27 protein-coding genes are annotated in these 21,749 nt (G+C 59.6%); 13 read left to right on the forward strand and 14 right to left on the reverse strand.

The genetic code is table 11. The features are described 5' to 3' along the window. Positions 1-108 precede the first annotated feature (108 nt). The gene (gene hrpB / locus BAR1_RS13120) at positions 109-2,538 is read left to right on the forward strand and encodes an ATP-dependent helicase HrpB (protein ID WP_118944482.1); all 2,430 of its coding nucleotides are present in this window, start codon (positions 109-111) and stop codon (positions 2,536-2,538) included. A 6-nt stretch (positions 2,539-2,544) separates the two neighbouring features. On the opposite strand, the gene BAR1_RS13125 is transcribed toward hrpB, so the two are convergent. Then, entirely contained in the window at positions 2,545-2,850 is a 306-nt protein-coding gene (locus BAR1_RS13125) for a DUF4282 domain-containing protein (protein ID WP_118943434.1), read from the reverse strand. A gap of 145 nt (positions 2,851-2,995) precedes the next feature. Here BAR1_RS13125 and BAR1_RS13130 point away from each other — a divergent pair, with 145 nt between their 5' ends. Continuing rightward, positions 2,996-3,364 (forward strand): TusE/DsrC/DsvC family sulfur relay protein, encoded by a 369-nt coding sequence (locus BAR1_RS13130; RefSeq protein ID WP_118943435.1) that lies wholly within the window; start codon positions 2,996-2,998, stop codon positions 3,362-3,364. 82 nt (positions 3,365-3,446) lie between these two features. Here the strand turns inward: BAR1_RS13130 and trxC are convergent, their stop codons facing one another. From trxC to BAR1_RS13150, 4 genes are all read right to left on the reverse strand, one after another. Then, positions 3,447-3,881: a thioredoxin TrxC gene (trxC, locus tag BAR1_RS13135; RefSeq protein WP_118943436.1), complete on the reverse strand. Its 435-nt coding sequence runs from the start codon at positions 3,879-3,881 to the stop codon at positions 3,447-3,449. Between the two features lie 75 nt (positions 3,882-3,956). Further along, positions 3,957-4,838 carry a PhzF family phenazine biosynthesis protein gene (locus tag BAR1_RS13140; protein ID WP_118943437.1) on the reverse strand — a complete coding sequence of 294 codons (882 nt, stop codon included), beginning with the start codon at positions 4,836-4,838 and terminating at the stop codon, positions 3,957-3,959. After that, complete coding sequence (locus BAR1_RS13145) at positions 4,838-5,059, reverse strand: DUF1150 family protein (RefSeq protein WP_118943438.1); 222 nt, start codon at positions 5,057-5,059, stop codon at positions 4,838-4,840. Before BAR1_RS13145 ends, BAR1_RS13140 begins: the two co-directional genes overlap by 1 nt. Positions 5,060-5,069: 10 nt before the next feature. Then, the gene (locus tag BAR1_RS13150; RefSeq protein ID WP_118943439.1) at positions 5,070-5,483 is read right to left on the reverse strand and encodes an Hsp20 family protein; all 414 of its coding nucleotides are present in this window, start codon (positions 5,481-5,483) and stop codon (positions 5,070-5,072) included. Positions 5,484-5,657: 174 nt separating this feature from the next. On the opposite strand from BAR1_RS13150, the gene BAR1_RS13155 reads away from it, so the two are divergent. The 3 genes from BAR1_RS13155 to BAR1_RS13165 are packed head-to-tail and all read left to right on the forward strand — an operon-like array spanning position 5,658 to position 7,475. Next, the gene (locus tag BAR1_RS13155) at positions 5,658-5,876 is read left to right on the forward strand and encodes a YdcH family protein (protein ID WP_118943440.1); all 219 of its coding nucleotides are present in this window, start codon (positions 5,658-5,660) and stop codon (positions 5,874-5,876) included. 47 nt (positions 5,877-5,923) lie between these two features. Continuing rightward, positions 5,924-6,412 (forward strand): 5-(carboxyamino)imidazole ribonucleotide mutase, encoded by a 489-nt coding sequence (gene purE / locus BAR1_RS13160; RefSeq protein ID WP_118943441.1) that lies wholly within the window; start codon positions 5,924-5,926, stop codon positions 6,410-6,412. Further along, a complete protein-coding gene (locus tag BAR1_RS13165) occupies positions 6,405-7,475 on the forward strand; it encodes a 5-(carboxyamino)imidazole ribonucleotide synthase (RefSeq protein ID WP_118943442.1) in 1,071 nt (356 codons plus the stop codon). The genes purE and BAR1_RS13165 overlap by 8 nt, the downstream gene beginning before the upstream one ends. Before the next feature lie 51 nt (positions 7,476-7,526). Here the strand turns inward: BAR1_RS13165 and BAR1_RS13170 are convergent, their stop codons facing one another. The 5 genes from BAR1_RS13170 to BAR1_RS13190 form a co-directional block, all read right to left on the reverse strand. After that, complete coding sequence (locus BAR1_RS13170; protein ID WP_118943443.1) at positions 7,527-8,249, reverse strand: esterase/lipase family protein; 723 nt, start codon at positions 8,247-8,249, stop codon at positions 7,527-7,529. Between the two features lie 56 nt (positions 8,250-8,305). Next, positions 8,306-9,139, reverse strand: a complete 834-nt coding sequence (locus BAR1_RS13175) for a DMT family transporter (RefSeq protein WP_118943444.1) — start codon at positions 9,137-9,139, stop codon at positions 8,306-8,308. 204 nt (positions 9,140-9,343) lie between these two features. Next, positions 9,344-10,990 (reverse strand): chaperonin GroEL, encoded by a 1,647-nt coding sequence (gene groL, locus BAR1_RS13180; protein ID WP_118943445.1) that lies wholly within the window; start codon positions 10,988-10,990, stop codon positions 9,344-9,346. Positions 10,991-11,035: 45 nt separating this feature from the next. After that, entirely contained in the window at positions 11,036-11,323 is a 288-nt protein-coding gene (locus BAR1_RS13185; protein WP_118943446.1) for a co-chaperone GroES, read from the reverse strand. A gap of 122 nt (positions 11,324-11,445) precedes the next feature. Further along, on the reverse strand, positions 11,446-12,255 hold the full coding sequence (locus tag BAR1_RS13190; RefSeq protein ID WP_118943447.1) for an alpha/beta fold hydrolase: 810 nt from the start codon (positions 12,253-12,255) through the stop codon (positions 11,446-11,448). Positions 12,256-12,380: 125 nt separating this feature from the next. On the opposite strand from BAR1_RS13190, the gene BAR1_RS13195 reads away from it, so the two are divergent. Further along, positions 12,381-13,370 carry a TraB/GumN family protein gene (locus tag BAR1_RS13195; protein ID WP_118943448.1) on the forward strand — a complete coding sequence of 330 codons (990 nt, stop codon included), beginning with the start codon at positions 12,381-12,383 and terminating at the stop codon, positions 13,368-13,370. On the opposite strand, the gene BAR1_RS13200 is transcribed toward BAR1_RS13195, so the two are convergent. Then, positions 13,335-14,027, reverse strand: a complete 693-nt coding sequence (locus BAR1_RS13200) for a DUF2161 domain-containing phosphodiesterase (RefSeq protein ID WP_118943449.1) — start codon at positions 14,025-14,027, stop codon at positions 13,335-13,337. The two genes, BAR1_RS13195 and BAR1_RS13200, sit on opposite strands and share 36 nt — an antisense overlap. 117 nt (positions 14,028-14,144) lie before the next feature. On the opposite strand from BAR1_RS13200, the gene BAR1_RS13205 reads away from it, so the two are divergent. The 6 genes from BAR1_RS13205 to BAR1_RS13230 all read left to right on the forward strand — a co-directional run bounded on the left by BAR1_RS13205 (position 14,145) and on the right by BAR1_RS13230 (position 18,925). Continuing rightward, positions 14,145-15,065, forward strand: a complete 921-nt coding sequence (locus BAR1_RS13205; protein WP_118943450.1) for a manganese-dependent inorganic pyrophosphatase — start codon at positions 14,145-14,147, stop codon at positions 15,063-15,065. Positions 15,066-15,128: 63 nt separating this feature from the next. Further along, positions 15,129-16,013 (forward strand): TIGR01459 family HAD-type hydrolase, encoded by an 885-nt coding sequence (locus BAR1_RS13210; protein ID WP_118943451.1) that lies wholly within the window; start codon positions 15,129-15,131, stop codon positions 16,011-16,013. Between the two features lie 8 nt (positions 16,014-16,021). Then, positions 16,022-16,462, forward strand: a complete 441-nt coding sequence (locus tag BAR1_RS13215) for a MaoC family dehydratase (protein WP_118943452.1) — start codon at positions 16,022-16,024, stop codon at positions 16,460-16,462. 7 nt (positions 16,463-16,469) lie between these two features. After that, a complete protein-coding gene (locus tag BAR1_RS13220; RefSeq protein ID WP_118943453.1) occupies positions 16,470-17,411 on the forward strand; it encodes a bifunctional riboflavin kinase/FAD synthetase in 942 nt (313 codons plus the stop codon). Then, entirely contained in the window at positions 17,404-17,874 is a 471-nt protein-coding gene (locus tag BAR1_RS13225; protein ID WP_118943454.1) for a YcgN family cysteine cluster protein, read from the forward strand. Before BAR1_RS13220 ends, BAR1_RS13225 begins: the two co-directional genes overlap by 8 nt. Position 17,875: 1 nt before the next feature. Then, positions 17,876-18,925, forward strand: coding sequence for a threonine aldolase family protein (locus tag BAR1_RS13230; protein WP_118943455.1), 1,050 nt, complete (start codon positions 17,876-17,878; stop codon positions 18,923-18,925). On the opposite strand, the gene BAR1_RS13235 is transcribed toward BAR1_RS13230, so the two are convergent. After that, complete coding sequence (locus tag BAR1_RS13235) at positions 18,915-19,685, reverse strand: alpha/beta fold hydrolase (RefSeq protein ID WP_118943456.1); 771 nt, start codon at positions 19,683-19,685, stop codon at positions 18,915-18,917. The two genes, BAR1_RS13230 and BAR1_RS13235, sit on opposite strands and share 11 nt — an antisense overlap. 157 nt (positions 19,686-19,842) lie before the next feature. On the opposite strand from BAR1_RS13235, the gene BAR1_RS13240 reads away from it, so the two are divergent. Continuing rightward, positions 19,843-20,868 (forward strand): ribose-phosphate pyrophosphokinase, encoded by a 1,026-nt coding sequence (locus BAR1_RS13240; RefSeq protein WP_118943457.1) that lies wholly within the window; start codon positions 19,843-19,845, stop codon positions 20,866-20,868. Positions 20,869-20,871: 3 nt separating this feature from the next. On the opposite strand, the gene BAR1_RS13245 is transcribed toward BAR1_RS13240, so the two are convergent. Beyond that, positions 20,872-21,222, reverse strand: coding sequence for an H-type lectin domain-containing protein (locus tag BAR1_RS13245; RefSeq protein ID WP_118943458.1), 351 nt, complete (start codon positions 21,220-21,222; stop codon positions 20,872-20,874). Between the two features lie 131 nt (positions 21,223-21,353). Then, the gene (locus tag BAR1_RS13250; RefSeq protein WP_118943459.1) at positions 21,354-21,749 is read right to left on the reverse strand and encodes a F0F1 ATP synthase subunit epsilon; all 396 of its coding nucleotides are present in this window, start codon (positions 21,747-21,749) and stop codon (positions 21,354-21,356) included.

Consider the following 21,749-nt stretch of genomic DNA (forward strand, 5'->3'; position numbering starts at 1 on the left):
TGCCCGCAGGCAAAAATGACAGGTGCAAGTGGATGGGGCTATGCCTTGCAGCAATCTTCAACCGGTTTGCATATGGTATTTTCGGCCCTCATCCCCGATAACACCCCCATGATAACCCGCCTGCCCATAGAAGACGCCCTGCCTGCCCTGATCCCCGCCCTGCGCGATCATGGCCGCGCCGTTTTGCAAGCGCCGCCGGGGGCCGGCAAAACCACGCGGGTGCCTTTGGCGATGCTGGAGGCCGATCTGTGCAAGGGCCGTATCCTAATGCTGGAGCCCCGCCGACTGGCCGCCCGCGCGGCGGCGGAACGGATGGCACAGACATTAGGTGAAAAGGTCGGCGCGACGGTTGGCTATCGCATACGGGGCGAGGCGAAGGTGTCCAGAACCACCCGCATCGAGGTCGTCACCGAAGGCATCCTGACCCGCATGATCCAGTCAGACCCGTCACTGGACGGCATCGGCGCTGTGATCTTTGACGAATTCCACGAACGATCCCTGAACGCCGATCTGGGGCTGGCCCTGACATGGGAGGTGCGCGGCGCCCTGCGCGAGGATCTGCTGCTACTGGTGATGTCTGCCACGCTGGACGCCGAACCCGTCGCCGCCCTGCTGGACGACGCACCGGTGATCACCTCGCAGGGGCGTTCCTACCCCGTTGAAACCCGCTGGCTGGACCGCCCTCTGCCCAAAGGCCAACGCCTGCCCGAAGCCGCCGCCACGCTGGTCAAACAGGCCGTTGCCGAAACCACGGGCAGCGTTCTGGTGTTCCTGCCCGGCGAAGGTGAAATCCGGCGTCTGGCGGGGATGCTGTCGGACCTGCCCGCAGAATGTCACGTCCACCCCTTGTTTGGCGCAATGGATTTCAAGGCCCAGCGCGCCGCAATCGCCCCCGCCAAATCGGGCCGCAAGATCGTGCTGGCCACCGCGATTGCCGAAACCTCGCTGACCATCGACGGTATCCGCGTGGTGGTCGATTGCGGGCAGGCGCGGCGCGCGCGGTTCGATCCGGCCTCGGGCATGTCTCGGCTGGTGACCGAACGGGTGACCAAAGCCGAAGCCACCCAGCGCCGTGGCCGTGCGGGGCGTGTGGCCGAAGGGATGTGTTACCGGCTGTGGACCAAGGGCGAAGAGGGCGGCATGGCCCCCTTCCCCCCCGCCGAAATCGAGGCGGCCGATCTGACCGGTCTGGTGCTGGAACTGGCGCTGTGGGGCGCGGGCAGCACCGAGGATCTGGCCCTGCTGACCCCGCCCAACCCCGGCGCCTATGCCGGGGCCAAAGCGTTGTTAACGCAACTGGGCGCGCTGGACGCGGGCGGGCGGATCACCGATCATGGCCGCGCTTTGGCCGCCCTGCCCCTGCATCCGCGTCTGGCGCATATGGTGGCCGTGGCGGGGGATCAGGCAGCATTGCTGGCGGCTCTGCTGGCCGAACGTGACCCGTTGCGCGGGGCACCGGTTGATCTGGCTTTGCGGATCGAGGCGCTGACTGATCTGAAGCGTTTTAGTGCAGAACGGCCATATCCGGCCAATGCCGGAACTATCCAGCGCATCCGTGCCGAAGCAAAACGCCTGCGCCGTGGCAAAACCGCGGGCCGCCTGTCGCCGGGGGAAATGGCGGCGCTGGCCTATCCCGACCGCATCGGTCTGCGCCGCAAGGGGGACACGCCGCGCTGGGTGCTGTCCGGCGGCAAAGGCGCGATGATGCGCGCGGACGACCCGATGGCGGGCGCGCGTCTGCTTGTGGCCACCGATCTGGACGGCGACGCGCGCGAGGCCCGCATAAGGCAGGCGGTGGAAATCTCCGAAGCCGGCCTGCGCGGCCTTTATGGCGAGCGCATCACATGGCGCGACCATTGCGAATGGAGCAAACGGGACCGCCGCGTGGTGGCCCGCCAGCAAGAGGTGTTCGGCGCGCTAGTGCTGTCCGACCGCATCTGGCGCGATGCGCCGGACGAGGTTCTGGCCCGCGCCATGCTGGGCGGGGTGCGCGATCTGGGCCTGCCGTGGAATGACGCCGCCCGCCGGTTTCAGGCGCGGGTGCTGCTGGTGGACGACATGCCGGATTTCACCGATGACGCGCTGATGGCGGCGATTGACGACTGGCTGCTGCCTTACCTGACCGGCATCAGAACCGCCAATGATCTGAAAGGGCTGAACCTGCTGGAACCTCTGCGCAGCATCCTGACATGGGAGCAGATGCAGCGGCTGGACCGCGAGGCACCGGCGCATTTCACCACTCCGCTGGGCAACAGGATCCCGATTGACTATTCCGGCGAGGCCCCCGAAATCTCGCTGCGATTGCAGGAAATGTTCGGTGTCACCACCCACCCCAAAGTCGGCCACACACCCCTGCGCGTCACCCTGCTGTCGCCCGCCCGCAGGCCGGTGCAAACCACCATGGACATACCCGGTTTCTGGGCCAGTTCCTATGCGGATGTGCGCAAGGACATGCGTGCGCGTTACCCGAAACACCCCTGGCCCGAGGACCCGACCAGCACCGATCCGACATTGCGGGCAAAACCGAGGGGAAAATAGGTGCCTCTACCCTGTCATCCCCACCAGTGCATCGCGCATCTGGAAATAGCCGATCATCGCCTCGAACATCATCCGCCAGACGATTTCCATGCACAGGAACATCACCGCCATCGCCAGATAGATCCGCCACCGGTATTTGCGCGGGATGGCCGCCTTGGCCTGATCCGCAGCCCCGCCAATGGCCGGAAACAAAGCCGCCAGTTTGCGCACCAGCAGCACAGCGGCCAGCGGGATCCCCACCGCGCCAAGGTAATAACAGACCAGCAGAACGCGGGGCGTGATAAAGGTTTCAAAGCTGAGGAAATCATACATGCGCCCATTAAACCCGCCGGGACGGCGATTTCAAGCAATCAGCAAGCCTTCGCCCCCTTTGGTCGCAACTTGATCTATCTCAAAGACTCGCGCCCCCTGTCCCCTATCCTGACCCGCACCCGACAGAAGCGAGCAAGGAAACAGGATGCGGACCCTACCGGACAAGATTACCGAACTCACCCTGCCCTCGGGCAAAAAGGTCAAGGTGGACGGCAACGGCTATCTGACCGATCAACACGACTGGACACCGGAATTCACCGAATACCGCGCCGAACAAGAGGGCATCACCCTGACACCGCTGCATCACGAGATCATCAAATTCATCCGAGACTGGGAAGAAGAGCACGGCATCATGCCCGACGTGCGTTTCGTGTTCAAATATCTTTCCAAACGCAACGGGGTAAACAAGGCCGGCGCCAAGGCGGTTCTGTATGAACTGTTTCCCTATGGCTATACCGGCCAGGCCATCAAGATGGCCGGCATGAAACAACCACGGGCATGGTCAACGGGTTAAAGATTATAATCCCCGCGCAAGCGGGAACCTCTCTAAACTTGTCGTGTGCTTTTGGCGGTCCCCGCTTGCGCGGGGATGACATTTAAGCCTTGCTGCTTACCCAAGCCTGAATCTGCGGCGACTGCATCGCGCCCGACTGACGCGCCACTTCGCGCCCGCCCTTGAACAGTGCCATCGTCGGAATGCCGCGGATGTTGTAGCGTTGCGAGGCATTGGGGTGTTCCTCGGTGTTGATCTTGGCAAAGCGCACGTTCGGCTGCATCTTTTCCGCCGCCATCTGGAACTGCGGCGCCATCATCCGGCACGGCCCGCACCACGGCGCCCAGAAATCCACCACCAGCGGCACATCATCATTCTTGGCCGCCTTGTTCAGCGTTGCCAGATCAATCTCGGCCACCTTGCCGGTGATCAGCCATGCGCCGCATTTGCCGCATTTCGGTCTGTCGCCGATCTTGTCTGCCGGAAAACGGCTGATAGCGCCGCACTCCAGACAGGTGCATTTCAACATTTTGCTCATTCTTCAATCTCCTGATCCGTATCTTGCTTGCCCTGCACATAATCGCACGGCGTAAAATTCCCACCCGCTTGCCCGCTACAGCGCCAATTCGCCGCGCATCAGAACCACGCCCTGACCGCCGACCCTGACACCGGCCGGAGCCTCGCGCGGGCCAAGCACCTCGACCTGTGCCGATCCGGGGCGGCCCATCCAGTGGCCCTGCTCGGCCACAAAGCGCGGGCTTTCGATCAACCCGTAATGCCACAGATAGGCAGCCATACAGCCGGTGGCCGATCCGGTAAAGGCATCCTCGGGCGGCATCGGTGGAGGCAGCAACAGGCGTGAAAACGTATCCCCCGCCTCTGTCTCGCCCTCGCGCACCACCAGAAACGGCTCCATTGCCTTGTCAGCGCCCAATCCGCGCGCGGAATGATAGGCCTCCAGCCGGTCCAGATCCAGTCTGGCGCGGCGCAACGCAGCCTTATCCCGCAACACGGCAATGCAAAACGGTGTGCCGGTAGATACTGTTTGCGGCACACCGATGATGTCCTTTGCCGACAGCCCGTAAAGGGCTGCAATCTCTGCCGGATCATGGGTCTGCCCGAACACCGGCGCGGGCTGGGTCATGGTGATCATCCCGTCCGCAACCGTAATCGGCAACACCCCCGCCCCGACCTCGAGCGTGAATTCCGCCCGCCCGTCCACCAGCGGCACCAGACCACGGTCCAGCAGCGAGGTAACGGTGGCAATCGTCGGATGCCCCGCCATCAGGATTTCCTGATGCGCCACATAGTAACGCACCCCGAAACCGGCCACAATTGATCCGACCAGATAGGCACATTCCGACAGCGAGGTTTCCCTGACCAGCGCCAAACGCTGCTCAAGGCTCAGATCATCGGCCCCGTGCACCACCACACAGGCGTTGCCACCAAAAGGGCGACTGGTAAAGGCATCCACCCAATCGAACGTGTATGTCATTAGTGAACCGTCACAGGCGCCAGATCATTCTGCCGCGCCAGAAAAAATGCCATATTGCGGTCGCGCACAAGCGCAAGCTGCTCGCCATCTTCGGTGCATACGGCATAGAGTTGCTTGATGTCGCCCGCCTCGGCCCGCACCTCTTTTGGCAGGTCCGAAACATCGACCGATTTGATATAGACAATGTTGCCCTTGGTTCCAAAGTCAAACGGAGTATCCATCGCGCGCTCCTTATGTCCTGTTAATCGGAATGGTCTGCACAATCGTGTCCGGTTCGGTCCGTTTCAGGTCGATGTGCAACAGCCCGTTTTCAACCGCGGCCTTGTCTACCTCGACCCCTTCGGCCAGAACAAAACTTTTCTGGAACTGCCGTGCCGCAATGCCGCGATGCAGGAACACGCGCTCCTCCTCCGCGTCCCCTTGCCGTCCGCGCACCACCAGTTGCCGGTCCTCGACCGTGATCGACAGATCATCCTCGGCAAAGCCGGCAACGGCCAGCGTAATCCGGTAACTGTTTTCCGAGGTCTGTTCGATATTATACGGCGGATAGCCGTCATTGCCCGATTTCGCGGTGCGTTCCACCAGCCGTTCCAACTGGTCAAATCCCAACAGGAAGGGGTGCGTCGTCAGTGTCAGTTTCGTCATCTATTTGTCCTTTATCAAGCGACCATTCCATTCAGGCCCCGACATGCGGCAACCCGTACGGGTATAATATGGGCAGTCATACCGCCCCCTGCAAGGGATCAAACCCTTCCCGCAATGCAAAAAAGCGGGTATTCATAACGCTTAAGTAACCGACTCACAGGTAAATCCACCCGCATGACCCCCCCCGTTGAAATGTCCCACGAAGAGGTTCTGCGCGTCGAGCTTGAAGTGCTGCGTCAGGAACACCGCGATCTGGACGAAGCGATTCAAGCCCTCGTCGAATTGCGCGGCACCGATCAACTGACCATCCGCCGCCTGAAAGCCCGGAAATTGCGCCTGAAAGACCAGATCGCAAGGATCGAGGACGAGCTGACACCGGACATCATTGCGTAATATTCGCGGGCGGGTATAGTGCGCGCTCATTCAGCAGGGGATGCACAATGGCACAGGCGAAAATCGGCATAATCATGGGCAGTCAGTCGGATTGGCCGACAATGAAACCGGCCGCGGAAATTCTGGACGAACTGGGGCTGGATTACGAGGCCAGGATCGTATCGGCCCACCGCACCCCCGACCGGCTGTGGGACTATGGTAAAACGGCCGCCGACCGTGGCTTGCAGGTGATCATTGCCGGTGCTGGCGGGGCGGCGCATCTGCCGGGCATGATGGCCAGCAAAACCCGCCTTCCGGTGATCGGCGTGCCGGTGCAGACCCGCGCCCTGTCCGGCGTCGACAGCCTCTATTCCATCGTGCAAATGCCCAAGGGCTTTCCCGTCGCCACCATGGCGATCGGTGCCGCCGGTGCCGCCAACGCGGGGCTTATGGCCGCCGGCATCCTTGCGCTGAACGACGCGGGTCTTGCCACCCGCCTTGACGCATGGCGCGCGGCCCTTTCGGCCTCGATCGCGGACGAGCCAACAGATGAGTGATCCCCTTCCCACCGGCGCCACCATCGGCATCCTTGGCGGCGGTCAACTGGGCCGGATGCTATCGGTCGCGGCGGCGCGGCTTGGATTTATCACCCATATTTTCGAACCCGGTGCCAACCCGCCCGCAGGCCACGTTGCCGACCGCGTCACCACCGCGGCCTATGACGATCTGGCGGCACTTACCACCTTCGCCCATTCGGTCGATGTTATCACCTATGAATTCGAAAACATCCCGACAGCGGCGCTGGACACGCTCGAGGCCCTGCGCCCGATCCACCCGAACCGCCGCGCGCTGGCCACATCACAGGACCGGCTGACGGAAAAGGAATTCCTGCGCTCCCTCGGCCTGAACACCGCCCCCTTTGCCCCGGTCGATACAGCGAAAGACCTGCAAGCGGCGTTGGCCACAACCGGCACCCCCGCCATCCTGAAAACCCGCCGCTTCGGTTATGACGGCAAGGGGCAGGCGCGGATCATGTCACCTGCGGATGCACCACAGGCCATCAGCGACATGGCCGGCGCCCCTGCCCTGCTGGAAGGGTTTGTCGATTTCACCCACGAGGTTTCCGTTATCGCCGCCCGCGGCCGGCAAGGCGACATTGCCTGCTTTGATCCGGGCGAAAACGTGCATAAAGACGGCATTCTGGCCACCACCACCGTGCCCGCCCGCCTGACCAATGCACAGGCCACCGACGCAGTCCTGCTGGCGGCGCGCATCCTGAACGAGCTGGATTACGTCGGCGTCATGGGGGTGGAACTGTTCGTCACGCCACTAGGGCTGATCGTCAATGAAATCGCCCCGCGGGTGCATAATTCCGGCCACTGGACGCAACAGGGCTGCGCGGTTGACCAGTTCGAACAACATATCCGCGCCATTGCGGGCTGGCCGCTGGGCGATGGCAAACGCCACTGCGATGTGACCATGGAAAACCTGATTGGCAACGACATGGACCGCCTGCCCGAAATTGCCAAAGAAGGCAACGCCGCCATTCACCTTTATGGCAAGTCCGAAACCAAACCCGGCCGCAAAATGGGCCACGTCAACCGGATCACCACGTCCTGACTTCTTCTTTTTCCAAATATCCGCGCCGCAGGCATTAATAACTCTTTGGCGCTACGGAAAACTCAGCCGCACCGCATCCGTGTAACTCAGATTACGATCAAACGCACCTTTTTCCAGAAACAGTTTCACCTGCGCAATCACCAGCGGGCTGTTCATCATGAACGTGTGTGTCACCGGCAAAACGATATGGTCGCGCATACCCGACAGACGGGTCGCCGCCACCGAAACCTTGCCATCATCTGCCCCCGGTATCATCGCTGAATAGATCGGGTTCAGCGACCGGTTGCCAGCAATAATCCCCAGTTCCACCCCCGCCGCGCCCAGCCGGTTCGGAACCGCATCCTTGTCCGTGCCCAGTTCCATTCCGGCAGGACCATTGATCATCTGGAACAGCTCCCAGTCTCCCAGAATATCCACCAGTTCCGAGCCCTGATTGGGCGGCGCCAACATCACCACCCGACCAATCCGGTCCGTGCGGTTGTTGGCCAGATACATGCGAACCAGAATACCCCCCATCGAATGGGTGAAAAAATGCACCTTTTGGTCGCCACAGCTTGCCACCGCCTCGGGCAACCCATGCAGCACCAGCTTCTCCAGCGGTTCGCGGGTCGAGGGGTAGGACACATTCACCACTTGATAACCGGAATAGGCCAGTGCCTCTTCCATCACCAGAAGCGAGGCGTCCGAACGTGCCAGCCCGTGCACCAGCACCACGCAATCGGCGCGGGCAAGGGCCGGAAACAGCATGAATATCAACAATAAAACCTGTTTCATATCAGCCCATATAGGCACTGCGGCAAGACAAGAAAAGGCCAGAACACCCTTACCTTCTATCTACGCATGGAAACAACAACACCGCCCAGCACCAACAGGCTGGCAATGACAAACCGCAGGCTCGCCGCTTCGTTCAAAAATGCCATGCCGCCTCCCATCGCGATCACCGGCACACTCAGCTGAGCCACCGCGGCCCGTGTCGCCCCTAGTTGTGGCAGTATCCGGTACCATAGCGCATAACCCAGTCCCGAAGTCAGGCCGCCTGACAAAATTGCCAACACAACGCCCTGCCCGGTGATATGATCCGGAAGGATGATAAAAATGATCAGCCCCAAAGGCACGGCAAGCATAAAATTAACCGCCGTCGCACCCAAAGCATCCTGCGCACCACGCCCCAGCAAGGAATAGATTCCCCACCCTATCGCCGCGAGGGCCATCAGCATCCAGCCCGCAACCGGCAGACCCATTGCGTCCCCGGGCCACAACAACCAGACCAACCCGACAAAGGCCATTGCAGCACCCAGCCACCGTGTAAAAGGCACCTTTTCACGCGATACCACCGCGCCGGCAAACATGGTCACCTGCACACCGCCAAACAGTAACAATGCCCTGACACCCGCCGGCAGGTTGACGTAGGCAAAAGAAAACCCCAGCACATAGATTGCCAGTGACAACGGGCCGATGATCAGATTCAATCCGGTTGGCAGGTTTAGTATATCCCTGCGCCTCCTTACCCAGACCAGTACAGCCAAAACGACAGCCCCTGATACCAGACGAATAACCGCAAAGGCTGCAGGGCCGGTTTCAGGATCCACCAATGCCAAGCGGTTCAACACCGAATTCGCAGCAAAGGCAATCATTGTCAGAAGGGTCAGCAAGATCAGGCGCATGGTGTTAGCCTAGGCAATTACCAAAGACGGGCCAATGACACTTCATTCAGGATAACAACACTGTGACGCCAAATGAAAAAGGGCCGCCCGACAGACAGCCCTTTCTAATGTTTTTTGACGTCAGCGCAGCGGCTCTCGGCATTTGGCCCATGGGCCAAACACCTGTCGCCTGTCCGGTCAAAATCCCAGCGGGATTTAGACCGTTTACATCATGCCGCCCATGCCGCCCATGCCGCCCATGTCGGGCATGCCGCCGCCGGCAGCACCTTTTGGCTCGGGCTTGTCGGCGATCATGGCTTCGGTGGTGATCAGCAGACCGGCAATCGAGGCCGCGTCTTCCAGAGCGGTGCGAACCACTTTGGCCGGATCAATCACGCCAAACTTGAACATGTCGCCATATTCTTCGGTCTGGGCGTTGAAGCCGAAAGTCACGTCGTCGCTTTCGCGAACCTTGCCAGCCACAACAGCGCCATCAACACCGGCGTTTTCTGCGATCTGGCGCAGAGGGGCCTCGATCGCTTTGCGCACGATTGTGATACCGGCTGTCTGGTCGGAATTGTCACCTTCCATGCCAACCAGCCCTTTGGCCGCCTGAACCAGTGCAACACCACCACCAACGATAACGCCTTCTTGCACGGCCGCACGGGTCGCATTCAGGGCGTCGTCAACGCGGTCTTTGCGCTCTTTCACTTCGATTTCGGTCATGCCGCCAACGCGGATAACGGCAACACCGCCGGCCAGTTTGGCCACACGTTCCTGCAGTTTTTCACGGTCGTAATCCGAAGTGGTTTCTTCGATCTGGGTGCGGATCTGGGCAACGCGTGCTTCGATCTCGGCCTTGTCGCCATTGCCGTCAACGATGGTTGTTTCGTCTTTGGTGATCTGGATTTTCTTGGCGGAACCCAGCATGTCGATAGTGACATTTTCCAGCTTCATGCCCAGATCTTCGGAAATCACCTGACCACCGGTCAGAATACCGATGTCCTGCAACATTGCCTTGCGACGATCGCCAAAACCGGGGGCTTTGACAGCCGCGATTTTCAGACCACCACGCAGTTTGTTCACAACCAGAGTTGCCAGCGCTTCGCCTTCAACATCTTCGGCGATGATCAACAGAGGCTTGCCGGACTGGATAACAGTTTCCAGCAGCGGAACCATGGGCTGAAGCGACGAAAGTTTCTTTTCGTGCAGCAGAACCAGACAGTCCTCAAGCTCGGCAACCATTTTGTCAGGGTTGGTGACAAAATAGGGCGACAGGTAACCGCGATCAAACTGCATACCTTCGACAACTTCGGTTTCTGTTTCCAGACCCTTGTTTTCTTCGACAGTGATAACACCCTCGTTGCCGACGCGCTGCATGGCGTCTGCAATTTGCTGGCCGATATCGGATTCGCCGTTGGCGGAAATTGTGCCGACCTGTGCCACTTCTGCACTGTCTTTCACTTCGCGCGATGCGGCTTTGATAGACTCGACCACTTTTGTGGTGGCCAGATCGATGCCGCGTTTCAGGTCCATCGGGTTCATGCCGGCAGCAACCGATTTCATGCCTTCGCGCACGATGGCCTGGGCCAGAATGGTTGCTGTCGTGGTGCCGTCGCCGGCTTCGTCATTGGTGCGGCTGGCGACTTCTTTCACCATCTGCGCACCCATGTTTTCGAACTTGTCTTCCAGTTCGATTTCCTTGGCAACCGTTACACCGTCTTTGGTGATGCGCGGTGCGCCAAAGGATTTGTCGATTACAACATTGCGGCCTTTGGGGCCCAATGTAACCTTGACCGCGTCGGCCAGGATGTTCACGCCAACCAGCATACGGTTGCGGGCATCGGTATCGAATTTGACTTCTTTAGCCATTTTCTAGCTCCTTAAAATTCTGTTATCGGGAATCTGCGGTATCGTTCAGGACAAAAGGCCCATGATATCGCTTTCCTTCATGATCAGCAGCTCTTCGCCGTCGATCAGGACTTCGGTGCCGGACCATTTGCCGAACAGAACCTTGTCACCAGCCTTAACAGCCATCGGGATCAGTTCGCCGCTGTCTTTGCGGGCGCCTTCGCCACAGGCGATCACTTCGCCCTCGGCAGGTTTTTCTTTTGCGCTGTCAGGGATAATCAGGCCGCCAGCAGTTTTTTCGTCGCCTTCAATGCGACGAACCAATACGCGGTCGTGAAGTGGTGTAAATGCCATCTCGGAACGCTCCTTGTTCGAGTTTCAGTTCAAGTGTTATCACTCTACTTGATCGAGTGCTAACAAAGGATTTAGGAGCGCGGGCGATAGGAGTCAACAGGGGGGCTGCGAATAATCCGACACTATCCGTCAAGTTTTTCAAAAAACTGCGACAAAGCGGCATTAACCGCCTCAGGCGCATCAATGGTCGAGACATGCCCGCCCTTCGGCACCATCACAAATTCCGACCCCTTGATCGCCGCGTGCATCCGTTCGGATTTGGCCGGAACGGTGGCTGTGTCCTCGTCCCCTACCACAATCAGGGTCGGGGTGGTGATCTCGCCCAGACGCTCGTAAACGCCTTCGCGTTCGATCACACCGCTGACGGCCTTGGCCATGCCCTTGCGGTTTGGCACCTTACCCAGAAACGCCGCCCAACGGTCACGCAGGGCCTTGCGCGCGGGATCGTTCAGAAAGGTCTGGCTGAACATGATCGGCATCACCGATTTCACCACCGGCTTGCTGCCGAACCAGCGCAGCACAAAATTCAGGAATTTGTATTTGCCACGGTTTTCCTGTGGCTCGGGGTCGGCGCTGCTGTCCAGCACCGCGATTGAACGCACCAGTTCGGGATAGTTCAACGCCATCCGCAACGCCACAAATCCGCCCATCGACAGGCCGACGAAATGGCATCCCTTGACCCCCAGCGATTTGATCAGCGCAGCGGCGTCATCAGTCAGGGTGTCCATGTCGTATTCCCCGGGCGGGCAATCGCTCTGGCCCTGCCCGCGGTGGTCATAGGCAATGCAGCGGTATTCGTCCTTGAAATGGGCGATCTGGTCCTCGAACATTTCGGTGGAAAACAGCAACCCGTGCGAAAACACGATCGCCACATCCCCGCTGCCGGTATCGGTGTAATGCAACCTTGTTCCGTTTACCTCTGCATATGGCATAACTTCCCCTCGCTCTAGCAATGTCAGGGCAACCTTATCACAACACACGGGGTTTTCCATCTATGCCCCATTGATTTTCCGCGCCGTAACAATACCTTTAGCTGACATCACCAACGGAGCCATAAATGCGCCTGATCCTGTCTTTAATCCTGTCCCTGCTGGCGCTGCCCGCTACAGCCCAATGCGTGGGTGAAAACCTGCTGGAAACCATGGGCACCCAGGACCGCGCCACACTTGATGCCGCTATCGCCGCCAACCCCTACCCCGAAGGCAACCTCTGGCTGGCGACAAAGGGCAACAGCAGGATCCACATTCTGGGCACCATGCACCTGAGTGACGACCGTCTTGACCCCTATCTGAAACCTTTCTGGGAAATTGCCGACAACGCCGACCTGATCCTGCTGGAAGGCACCCGCGAAACGCTGGAACAGCAAAAACAGCGCATGATAAAAGACCCATCCGTGATGTTCATCACCGATGGTCCCACCCTGCCCGAGCGCCTGCCCGAGGACGAATGGCAAGCCCTGGTCAAAGAACTGTCCACCCGCGGCATCCCCGGTTTTATGGCCTCGAAAATGCAGCCGTGGTATGTGTCATTGATGCTGTCGATCCCGCCATGCGCCCTGGCAGGTATGGCGGAACAAAACGGCGTGGATCACCGCATTATGGATTATGCCGACCGCCACAACATCCCCAGCCGCGCGCTGGAACCCTATGACATCGTGTTCTCTTTGTTTGGCGATGATAGTCCCGAACAGGAACTGGACAACATCCGCCTTGCACTGGCTGGCGCCAAAAACGGGGAGGCCATGATCTCGACCCTGATCGAAGCCTACCTGTCCGGCCAGCACCGCGCCATCTGGGAGCTGAACCGGTATCAGATGCGGCAGGACTCCGGCCTGTCCGAAGCCGAGGCCGACAGGCTGGTTGCGGAAATGGAAGGCCCGATGCTGAATGACCGCAACGCCAACTGGATGGATGTGATCCTGCCGGCTGCCGCCGAAACAGACAACATCATCGTTGCCGTCGGCGCCGCGCATTTGTCAGGCGAAAAGGGGCTGCTCTATCTGCTGGAACAATCAGGTTACACCCTGACCCGTGTTGACGGGTTTTAGCGGCGCAACCCGCCCGTAATTCGCCAGCGCCTGCACCCCTTTTGGGGTCAGCATATAGATGCCCTTTTCCACCCGCTCGAACCAGCCGTAATGATCATCGGCCATGATACGCGTGGCCTTGGGCACGCCTGCCCCCCTGGCCACCACAGCCCCTTTGCTGGCCCCCTCGTTCTCCAGAAACGTGGCACAGCGCAGCGCGTCCTGCCGGTAGGACGTTATAATCCCCACCCGCGTCGCTCCGCCTGCATTGGGGTCGCCCACCCGCCGCGCAAATTCGCGCAGCAGACGTGTTTTGCGCGCGGGCACCTTGCGGGGGCGATAGGGGGAGGGGTCGGCCAGCACCTCGACATAGCCATCGCGCAGGCGCACCGTCATCAATCCCAGCCCCAGACGGCGGCAGAGCGACAGGTTTTCCTTCATCCCCTTCAACCCGTACGGCACCGCCAGATAAACCGCATCACTCACCCCCTGCCGCGCGATCCCCTGATGCAGCAGGGCCAGTGAAAACCCCAGTTTCAGCTCGACTAGAACCGGATCCTCCTGCCCGCGCACGGCCATCACATCCACCGCGCCGACTTCGCCCTTCACCTCGTATCCCTGCCCTTCCAGATAGGTTTTGACAGGGGGGTAAAGATCGGTCTCGCGGGGTTTGGCCATTGTCGTCCTGTTCCTGTTGTTGACCACAGGTTAGCGGCCCACCCAACGGGTGACAACCACCCCCATCCCCCCTATAAGAACGCCAAACCGACTCCCCTGCTTATATGGATGCAATACATGATCAAAATCTTCGGCCACACCGCCCCCGACACCGATGCCACCTGTTCCGCCCTGATCTGGGCCTGGTATCTGAACGAAATCGCCAAGAAACCCGCCAAGGCCTGTGTGCTGGGCGAACCCAATACCGAAGCCGCCTTTGTGCTGGAACGCTGGGGCTTTGAAACGCCCGAGCTCCTGACCGACCTTGAGGATGGCGAAAAAGTGGTGATCGTTGACACCAACAACCCCGCCGAACTGCCGGCCAACATCGGCAATGCCGATATACGCCAGATCATCGACCACCACCTGTTGTGTGGCGGGCTGACCACCAAAGGGCCGATCAACGTCACAATCCGCCCTGTCGCCGCCACCGCCACCGTGATGTACGGCATCATGCGCGAACCCGCGCTGGAGCAGATGCCCGACAATATCAAAGGGCTGGTGCTGTCCTGCATCCTGTCAGACACGCTGGAATTCCGCTCGCCCACCACCACCCCGCGCGATGTGTCACTGGCGCACCATCTGGCCAAGGATCTGGGACTGGACACCAAAGAATACGCCGCCGAAATGTTCGCCGCCAAATCCGACATCTCGCATTTCTCGGATGCCGAACTGCTGCGGCTGGACTCCAAGGTGTTCGAAGTGGACAACACCAAATTCCGCGTCTCGGTGCTGGAAACCACTTCACCGCAAACCGTGATGTCGCGCAAGGCCAGCCTGATGGACAGCATGGCCGCTGTTGCCAAGGAAGATGGCGTCGATCAGGTGCTTTTGTTCATCGTCGACATCCTGAACGAAGCCTCGACCCTGCTGATCCCCAATGACGCGGTGAAATCGGTTGCCGAAAAATCATTTGGCGTCACAGTCGATGGCGACACCGTTCTGCTGCCCGGCGTTGTCAGCCGCAAAAAGCAGATCATTCCGAACCTCAAGGCATAAGACCAAGAAACAAAGCAAAGGGCGCGACCAGCGTCCTTTTCCGTTTATCTAAAAGGACGCCGCATGACCCGGATCATCACCGCGCTTAGCGAAATATCCAGCCAATATGACGCCCTGTTCGTCGATCTGTGGGGCTGTTTGCATGATGGCGTCAACGCCTTCCCCGATGCTGTTGCCGCCCTGCAAGCCTATCGCAAAACGGGTGGCAAGGTGGTGTTGCTGACCAACGCGCCGCGCTCGCGCACCTCGGTGCAGCAACAGATCGAGGGCATGGGCGTGCCGGATGATTGCTGGGATACCATCGCCAGTTCCGGCGACAGTGCCCGCGCGGCGATGTTCCGCGGCGTGGTCGGGGAAAAGGTCTGGTACATCGGCCCCGATTCCGACCTGTCGTTCTTTGATCCGATCCACATCGTCGAAAACCCCGTCAACATCCAGCGCGTGCCGCTGGAACAGGCCGAGGGCATCGTCTGTGTCGGCCCGTTCGATCCGCACGCCGACCCTTCGGTGATGCGCCCCGAATTCCTGCTGGCCAAACAGAAGGGCCTGAAACTGCTTTGTGCCAACCCCGACATTGTGGTCGATCGTGGTGGCGTGCGCGAATACTGCGCCGGTGCCTTGGCCGCGCTTTATACGGAAATGGGCGGGGAAAGCCTCTATACCGGCAAACCGCATCCGCCGATCTATGATCTGGCCCGCAACCGCCTGAACGAACTGGGCAGCACGATCCCCGACAGTAAAATCCTTTGCATCGGTGATGGCATTGGCACCGATATCAAGGGCGCAATGGGCGAAGACCTTGACGCGCTGTTCATTTCCGGCGGGCTGGCCGCCAGCGAAACCGGTACCGGCCCCGCCCCCGATGGCCAACCCGAACCGGACGCCCTGACCGCCTTTCTGGACAAGGCAATGACCACCACCCGCTATGCAATGGGCTATTTGCGTTAGGATCCCCCATGACCAACAGTGAAATCGGCACCATCTTTCTGGAAGACCTTGAAACGGGGATGTCCCGTTCGATCACCAAGGTGATTGACGAGCACGCAATCAACCTGTTTGCCGAGGTCAGCGAAGATCGCAACCCGCTGCATCTGGACGAGGACGCCGGCGCCGCCTCGATATTCAAAACCCGCATCGCCCACGGGATGCTGTCGGCCGGTCTGTTTTCCGCCCTGATTGGCGAACGCCTGCCCGGCCACGGCTCGATCTACATGTCGCAAAACCTGCGCTTTACCGCCCCCGTGCGCATTGGTGAAACCGTCACCGCCACCGTCACGGTCACCAATATCATCCCCGAAAAACGCCGCGTCGCGCTAGAATGTGTGGCTAAGGTGGGCGATACGGTGGTGATCACCGGCGATGCCCTTGTGCTTGCCCCCAGCCGCGCCAAAGGTTAGCCAAAACATGCAAATCATCCGCGATTACCAGTTTGTCGACCCACACGACCGTGGCGCCAGCGCCGCGATCGGCAATTTTGACGGGGTGCATCTGGGCCATCAGGCGGTGATCGACATCGCCCGCAAAAAGGCCGTGGAACTGGACGCGCCCTTGGGTGTTCTGACCTTCGAGCCACACCCGCGGCAGTATTTCGCCCCCGACGCCCCCGCGTTCCGGTTGATGAGCGCCGAAACCCGTGCCAACCGGTTGCAAAAGCTGGGTGTCGAAAAACTGTATGAGCTCAGCTTCAACGACACCCTGTCGCAGCTAACGGCCGAAGAATTTGCACGCGATGTGATCCGGGACGGGCTTGGCCTGAAACACGTTGTGATCGGGGCCGATTTCCATTTTGGCAAAGGACGCAGCGGCAATGCCGAAATTCTGGCCGGGTTCGGCAAGGAAATGGGCTTTGGCGTGACCATCGCCAATCTGGTCAAGGTGGCGGACGGGCAGGAAATATCCTCGACCGCGATCCGGCAGGCCCTGTCCGAAGGCCGCCCCGACGATGCCGCCAAAATGCTGGGCCACTGGCACCGGATTGACGGCGAGGTGATCCGCGGCGACCAGCGCGGCCGTTTGCTGGGCTTTCCCACGGCCAACATGTCGATCACCGGCCTGCACCCGCCCAAATTCGGCGTTTACGTTGTGAAAATCGACGTTCTGACCGGCCCGTTCGCGGGTAGCTATAATGGCGCCGCCAGCATGGGCACCCGCCCGATGTTCGGTGAAAACCTGCCCAATCTGGAGACCTATATCTTTGATTTCAAGGGCGATATTTACGGCGCCCATGTTTCGGTCGCCCTGGTCGAATACCTGCGCCCCGAGGCAAAATTCGACTCTGTCGATGCGCTGATCGCCCAGATGAACGCCGACTGCGATCAGGCACGCCAAATCCTTGCCAATGTCTGACGATCCAATCAAACGCGACGGTTTGCGCGACCGGTTCTGGGAAAAGGTACCGCTGAAAAACCTTGCCCCCAAGGAATGGGAAGCGCTGTGCGACGGCTGCGGCAAATGCTGTCTGAACAAACTGGAAGACCCCGACACCGGCGAGGTCGCCTTCACCCGCGTGGCGTGTCGTCTGCTGGACAATGAAACATGCCGCTGCGGCCAATATGACATCCGCCTGCAATTCGTGCCCGAATGCGTGCATTTGACGCCGCAAAACATCAGCAAAGTGGCCTACTGGATGCCCTCAACCTGCGCCTACCGGCTGGTTTACGAGGGCAAACCGCTATACGACTGGCACCCGCTGATATCGGGCACCGCGCAAACGGTGCATGACGCAGGCCAATCCGTGCGCGGCTGGACCGTGCCGGAATTCGAAGTGCCCGAAGAAGAATGGGAAGACCATATAATCGAGGATCTTTAGTATGTTTTTTGCTTCTGACAACACCGGCCCCGTCCACCCCGCAATCATGGATGCGCTGACCCTTGCCAACGCGGGCTATGCCATGCCCTACGGCGCGGACGCGATGATGGACAAGGTGCGCGAACAAATCCGCGAGGTGTTCGAGGCGCCCGAGGCCGCCGTCTATCTGGTCTCGACCGGCACCGCCGCCAATTCGCTGATCCTTGCCACGCTGGCACAGCCCTGGGACACCATCTTCTGCTCGCCCGTCGCCCATATCCACGAGGACGAATGCAACGCGCCCGAGTTTTTCACCGGCGGGGCGAAACTGACACTGGTCAATGCCCCCAATGCCAAAATCAACCCCGACAAGCTGCGCCGTAAAATCGAGGCTGAAGAAACCCGCGGCGTCCACGGTCCGCAACGCGGCCCGCTGTCGATCACGCAAGTGACCGAACGCGGCACGGTTTACACGGTCGAGGAAATCACCACCCTGTGCGGGATCGCCAAATCTTACGGTATGCCCACCCATCTGGACGGTGCACGTTTTGCCAATGCGCTGGTGACGCTGGGCTGCACGCCGGCGGAAATGACGTGGAAGGCGGGCATTGATGCGGTCAGCTTTGGCGGCACCAAAAACGGCTGTATGGGGGTCGAGGCGGTGATCTTCTTTGACCCAAAACACGCGTGGGAGTTTGAATTGCGCCGCAAGCGGGGGGCGCATCTGCCCTCGAAAAACCGCTATCTGGCGGCGCAGATGTCGGCCTATCTGACCAGCAACCTGTGGCTGGAAACCGCCCGCGCCGCCAATGCCGCCACCGCGCGGCTGGCCGAAGGTGTGAAGCAAACCGAGGGCGCGGCGTTTCTGTATGAACCACAGGCCAACATCATCTTTGCCGGCTGGCCCCGCGCCGCGCACCAGCGGCTGCATGACGCGGGCGCGCAATATCACATCATGGAAGGGCAGCTCGAGGGCGACAACCCCGACGAGATCCTGACCGCGCGTCTGGTCTGTGACTGGTCTGCCAGTGATGAAAACATCGACCAGTTTCTGGCGCTGCTTAAAGGTTAAGAAAACCGCCGATCGCCTGCGCAACCTCTTTGGCATGGGTGATCGGCACCATATGCCCCGCCCCTTTGATGCTGACCCGCGTCGCATCGGGCAACCGTTCGGCCAAAGCCCCGTTGATAGCATTTATAATTGCAGGTGACTGGTCCCCCTCGATCAAAAGCACCGGACAGGTAATCGCCTCGATTTTCCCGTCCGCAACCACACCCGCATTGTCATGATACAAGGCCCCCTCAGTGGCCGGAATCAATCCGATCCGGTCCACAAAGGACTGGCGCAACGCGGCGGGCAAATCCTGCCACGCCGCCCCCGTGCCCCACAGGTCGGTGAACATCCTTGCCGCATCTTCATTCCGCCCCGCTTCGATTGCTTCGGCAAAGGGCGCAACGGCTTCCTCAAACACGGCATAGGCATCCAAGCCCTTGGCCGCCGCAAAGAACACCGGCTCGATCAAAACCAGCGCGCGCACCAGTTCCGGTCGCTCAACAGCCAGCCGCAGCGCAACGGTCGCCCCCAGCGAGTGACCGATCAGGTGCACCGGTTCCTCCAGCGCGCCTACAGCCGCGTCCCTGCAAACTGCATGATAATCCCCCTGCCTGTCCCAATCCCGACTGCGCCCGTGGCCGGGGAAATCAATCCCCGACATTGACAGATCATCCGCCAGATGCCCCGCCACCCCGCGCCATGCGTCCGAACTGGCCAACGAACAATGCAGCAGCAGCGCCCTCTGGTCCCCCCTGCCCCAATGCTGCATGTAAACCATATTTCCTCCGTTACATAAAAACAGCAGGGCATGTAAGAAACCCTGCTTTTCGCCCGTTGGCTGCTGCTCTTTTCCTTCCCCGAATCCTAGTCAGGTGTTAAGCGGTGTCAACGATACGATTCTGTTACATCGCGATGCATACGGGAGGCCCACTGTTATGCCGATCACACCCAAACCCATGCTGATTTCCGGCAATGCCAACAGGCCCCTCGCACAAGAGATCGCCCGATACGCTGCGATGAACAGCGGGATGGACATCAGACTGCTGGATTCGCGGGTCGAGAAATTCAACGACAAGGAAATCTTTGTCGAGGTTTACGAAAATGTGCGCGGCGAGGATATGTTCATCATCCAGCCCACATCAAACCCCGCCAATGACAACCTGATGGAGCTGCTGATCATCGCTGACGCGCTGCGCCGGTCCTCGGCGGCACGGATCACCGCCGTGATGCCCTACTTTGGCTATGCCCGTCAGGACCGCAGAACCAAGGCCCGCACGCCGATTTCCGCCAAACTGGTGGCAAACCTGATTGTCGAAGCCGGTATTCACCGCGTTTTAACGATGGACCTGCACGCCACACAGATTCAGGGCTTTTTTGATATTCCGGTAGATAACCTTTATGCCTCGCCGGTGTTCGCACTGGATATCATGCACCATTTCGGCGAGCGGATGGACAAGGTGACGATCATCTCGCCCGATGTCGGCGGGGTGGCCCGTGCCCGTGATCTGGCGCAACGGATCGGCAGCGGATTGTCGATTGTGGACAAACGCCGCTCGAAACCCGGCGAGATTGCCGAGATGAAAGTGATCGGTGATGTCGAGGGCAAGATCTGTATCATCGTTGACGACATTTGCGACACCGCCGGCACCCTGTGCAAAGCTGCCGAAGTCCTGATCGAACATGGTGCCGCCGAAGTGCACTCCTATATCACCCATGGTGTGTTGTCCGGCCCTGCGGTTGAACGGATCGAGAATTCAGTGATGAAGCACCTTGTCATCACCGATTCAATCGAGGCCACCCAACCCGTCAAGGATGCGCGGAAAATCCGTATCGTGCCTTCGGCCCCGCTGTTTTCACAGGCCATTCTGAATACCTGGGAAGGCACCTCGGTGTCCTCGCTGTTTGATGTGAATACACTAAAGCCGCTGTATAAAGGCAGCAAATGGGGCCAAAAGATCTAGCCGTTACTCCAGCACCCAGTCATCGTCATCCTTGACCTCGCCAAAAGCGATCCAGTCGGCCCGCACCCGTGCGATCCGCGTGTCACCCCATGTGCGAAACACCAGCGCAAAGCCTTCGGGGTTGACCATCTCGGCAAAAATATCGGCGCGCTGGTTGGTGGCTTTGTCGAAATCCCACAGGGATAGACCGACCTGCACCATCGGCATGCTGGAAAAAGGCTCGTCAAACTCTATCACTTTGCGAAATTCGCGCGGGCCTTCCCCCGTCCACATCACGCCGTCATGCTGATAATCCGAAAACAGCATAACAGAGCCACTTTCGACTCCCAGCAACCTGCTGCGCAATTTTCTCATGGGACCCTCGTAAAAATGGATTGCTGTTAGAACACTTAAGAACGAATTAAACCTAACATTATATTAACCAAAAGAAAAAGGCCCCGAATATTTCGGAGCCTTTAAAAATATTATTCTGAAAGGACAGGCGCCTATTCCATGTCCTCAAGCAGTTGCGCAAAATCGGCGACCAGTTTCTCGGCAGCACTTTTGTCCTCGTCGCTGGCTTTTTCGGCCTGTTCGCGGGCAAATGTGTATGCGCTTTCCAGATCGGCCTTTTTGACCTCGTTACCGGCATGTGCCTGTTCGGCCAGAACCGAAACACCTTCGGAAGTGATTTCAACGAAACCGCCGGTTACGACGAAATCCGCTTCACCTTCTGGCCCGTTCACCTTGACCACGCCGGGGCGCAGGGTGGTGATAACCGGGGCGTGGTCGGGCAACACTGTCATGTCACCCTCGGCCGCCGGAAGCATAACCTCGGTCGCCTGAAGCGACGCAAGGCTGCGTTCAGGCGAAACCAGATCGAATTGCATAGTGTCAGCCAT

Origin of the sequence: Profundibacter amoris, assembly GCF_003544895.1 — a bacterium.
Classification (GTDB): domain Bacteria; phylum Pseudomonadota; class Alphaproteobacteria; order Rhodobacterales; family Rhodobacteraceae; genus Profundibacter; species Profundibacter amoris.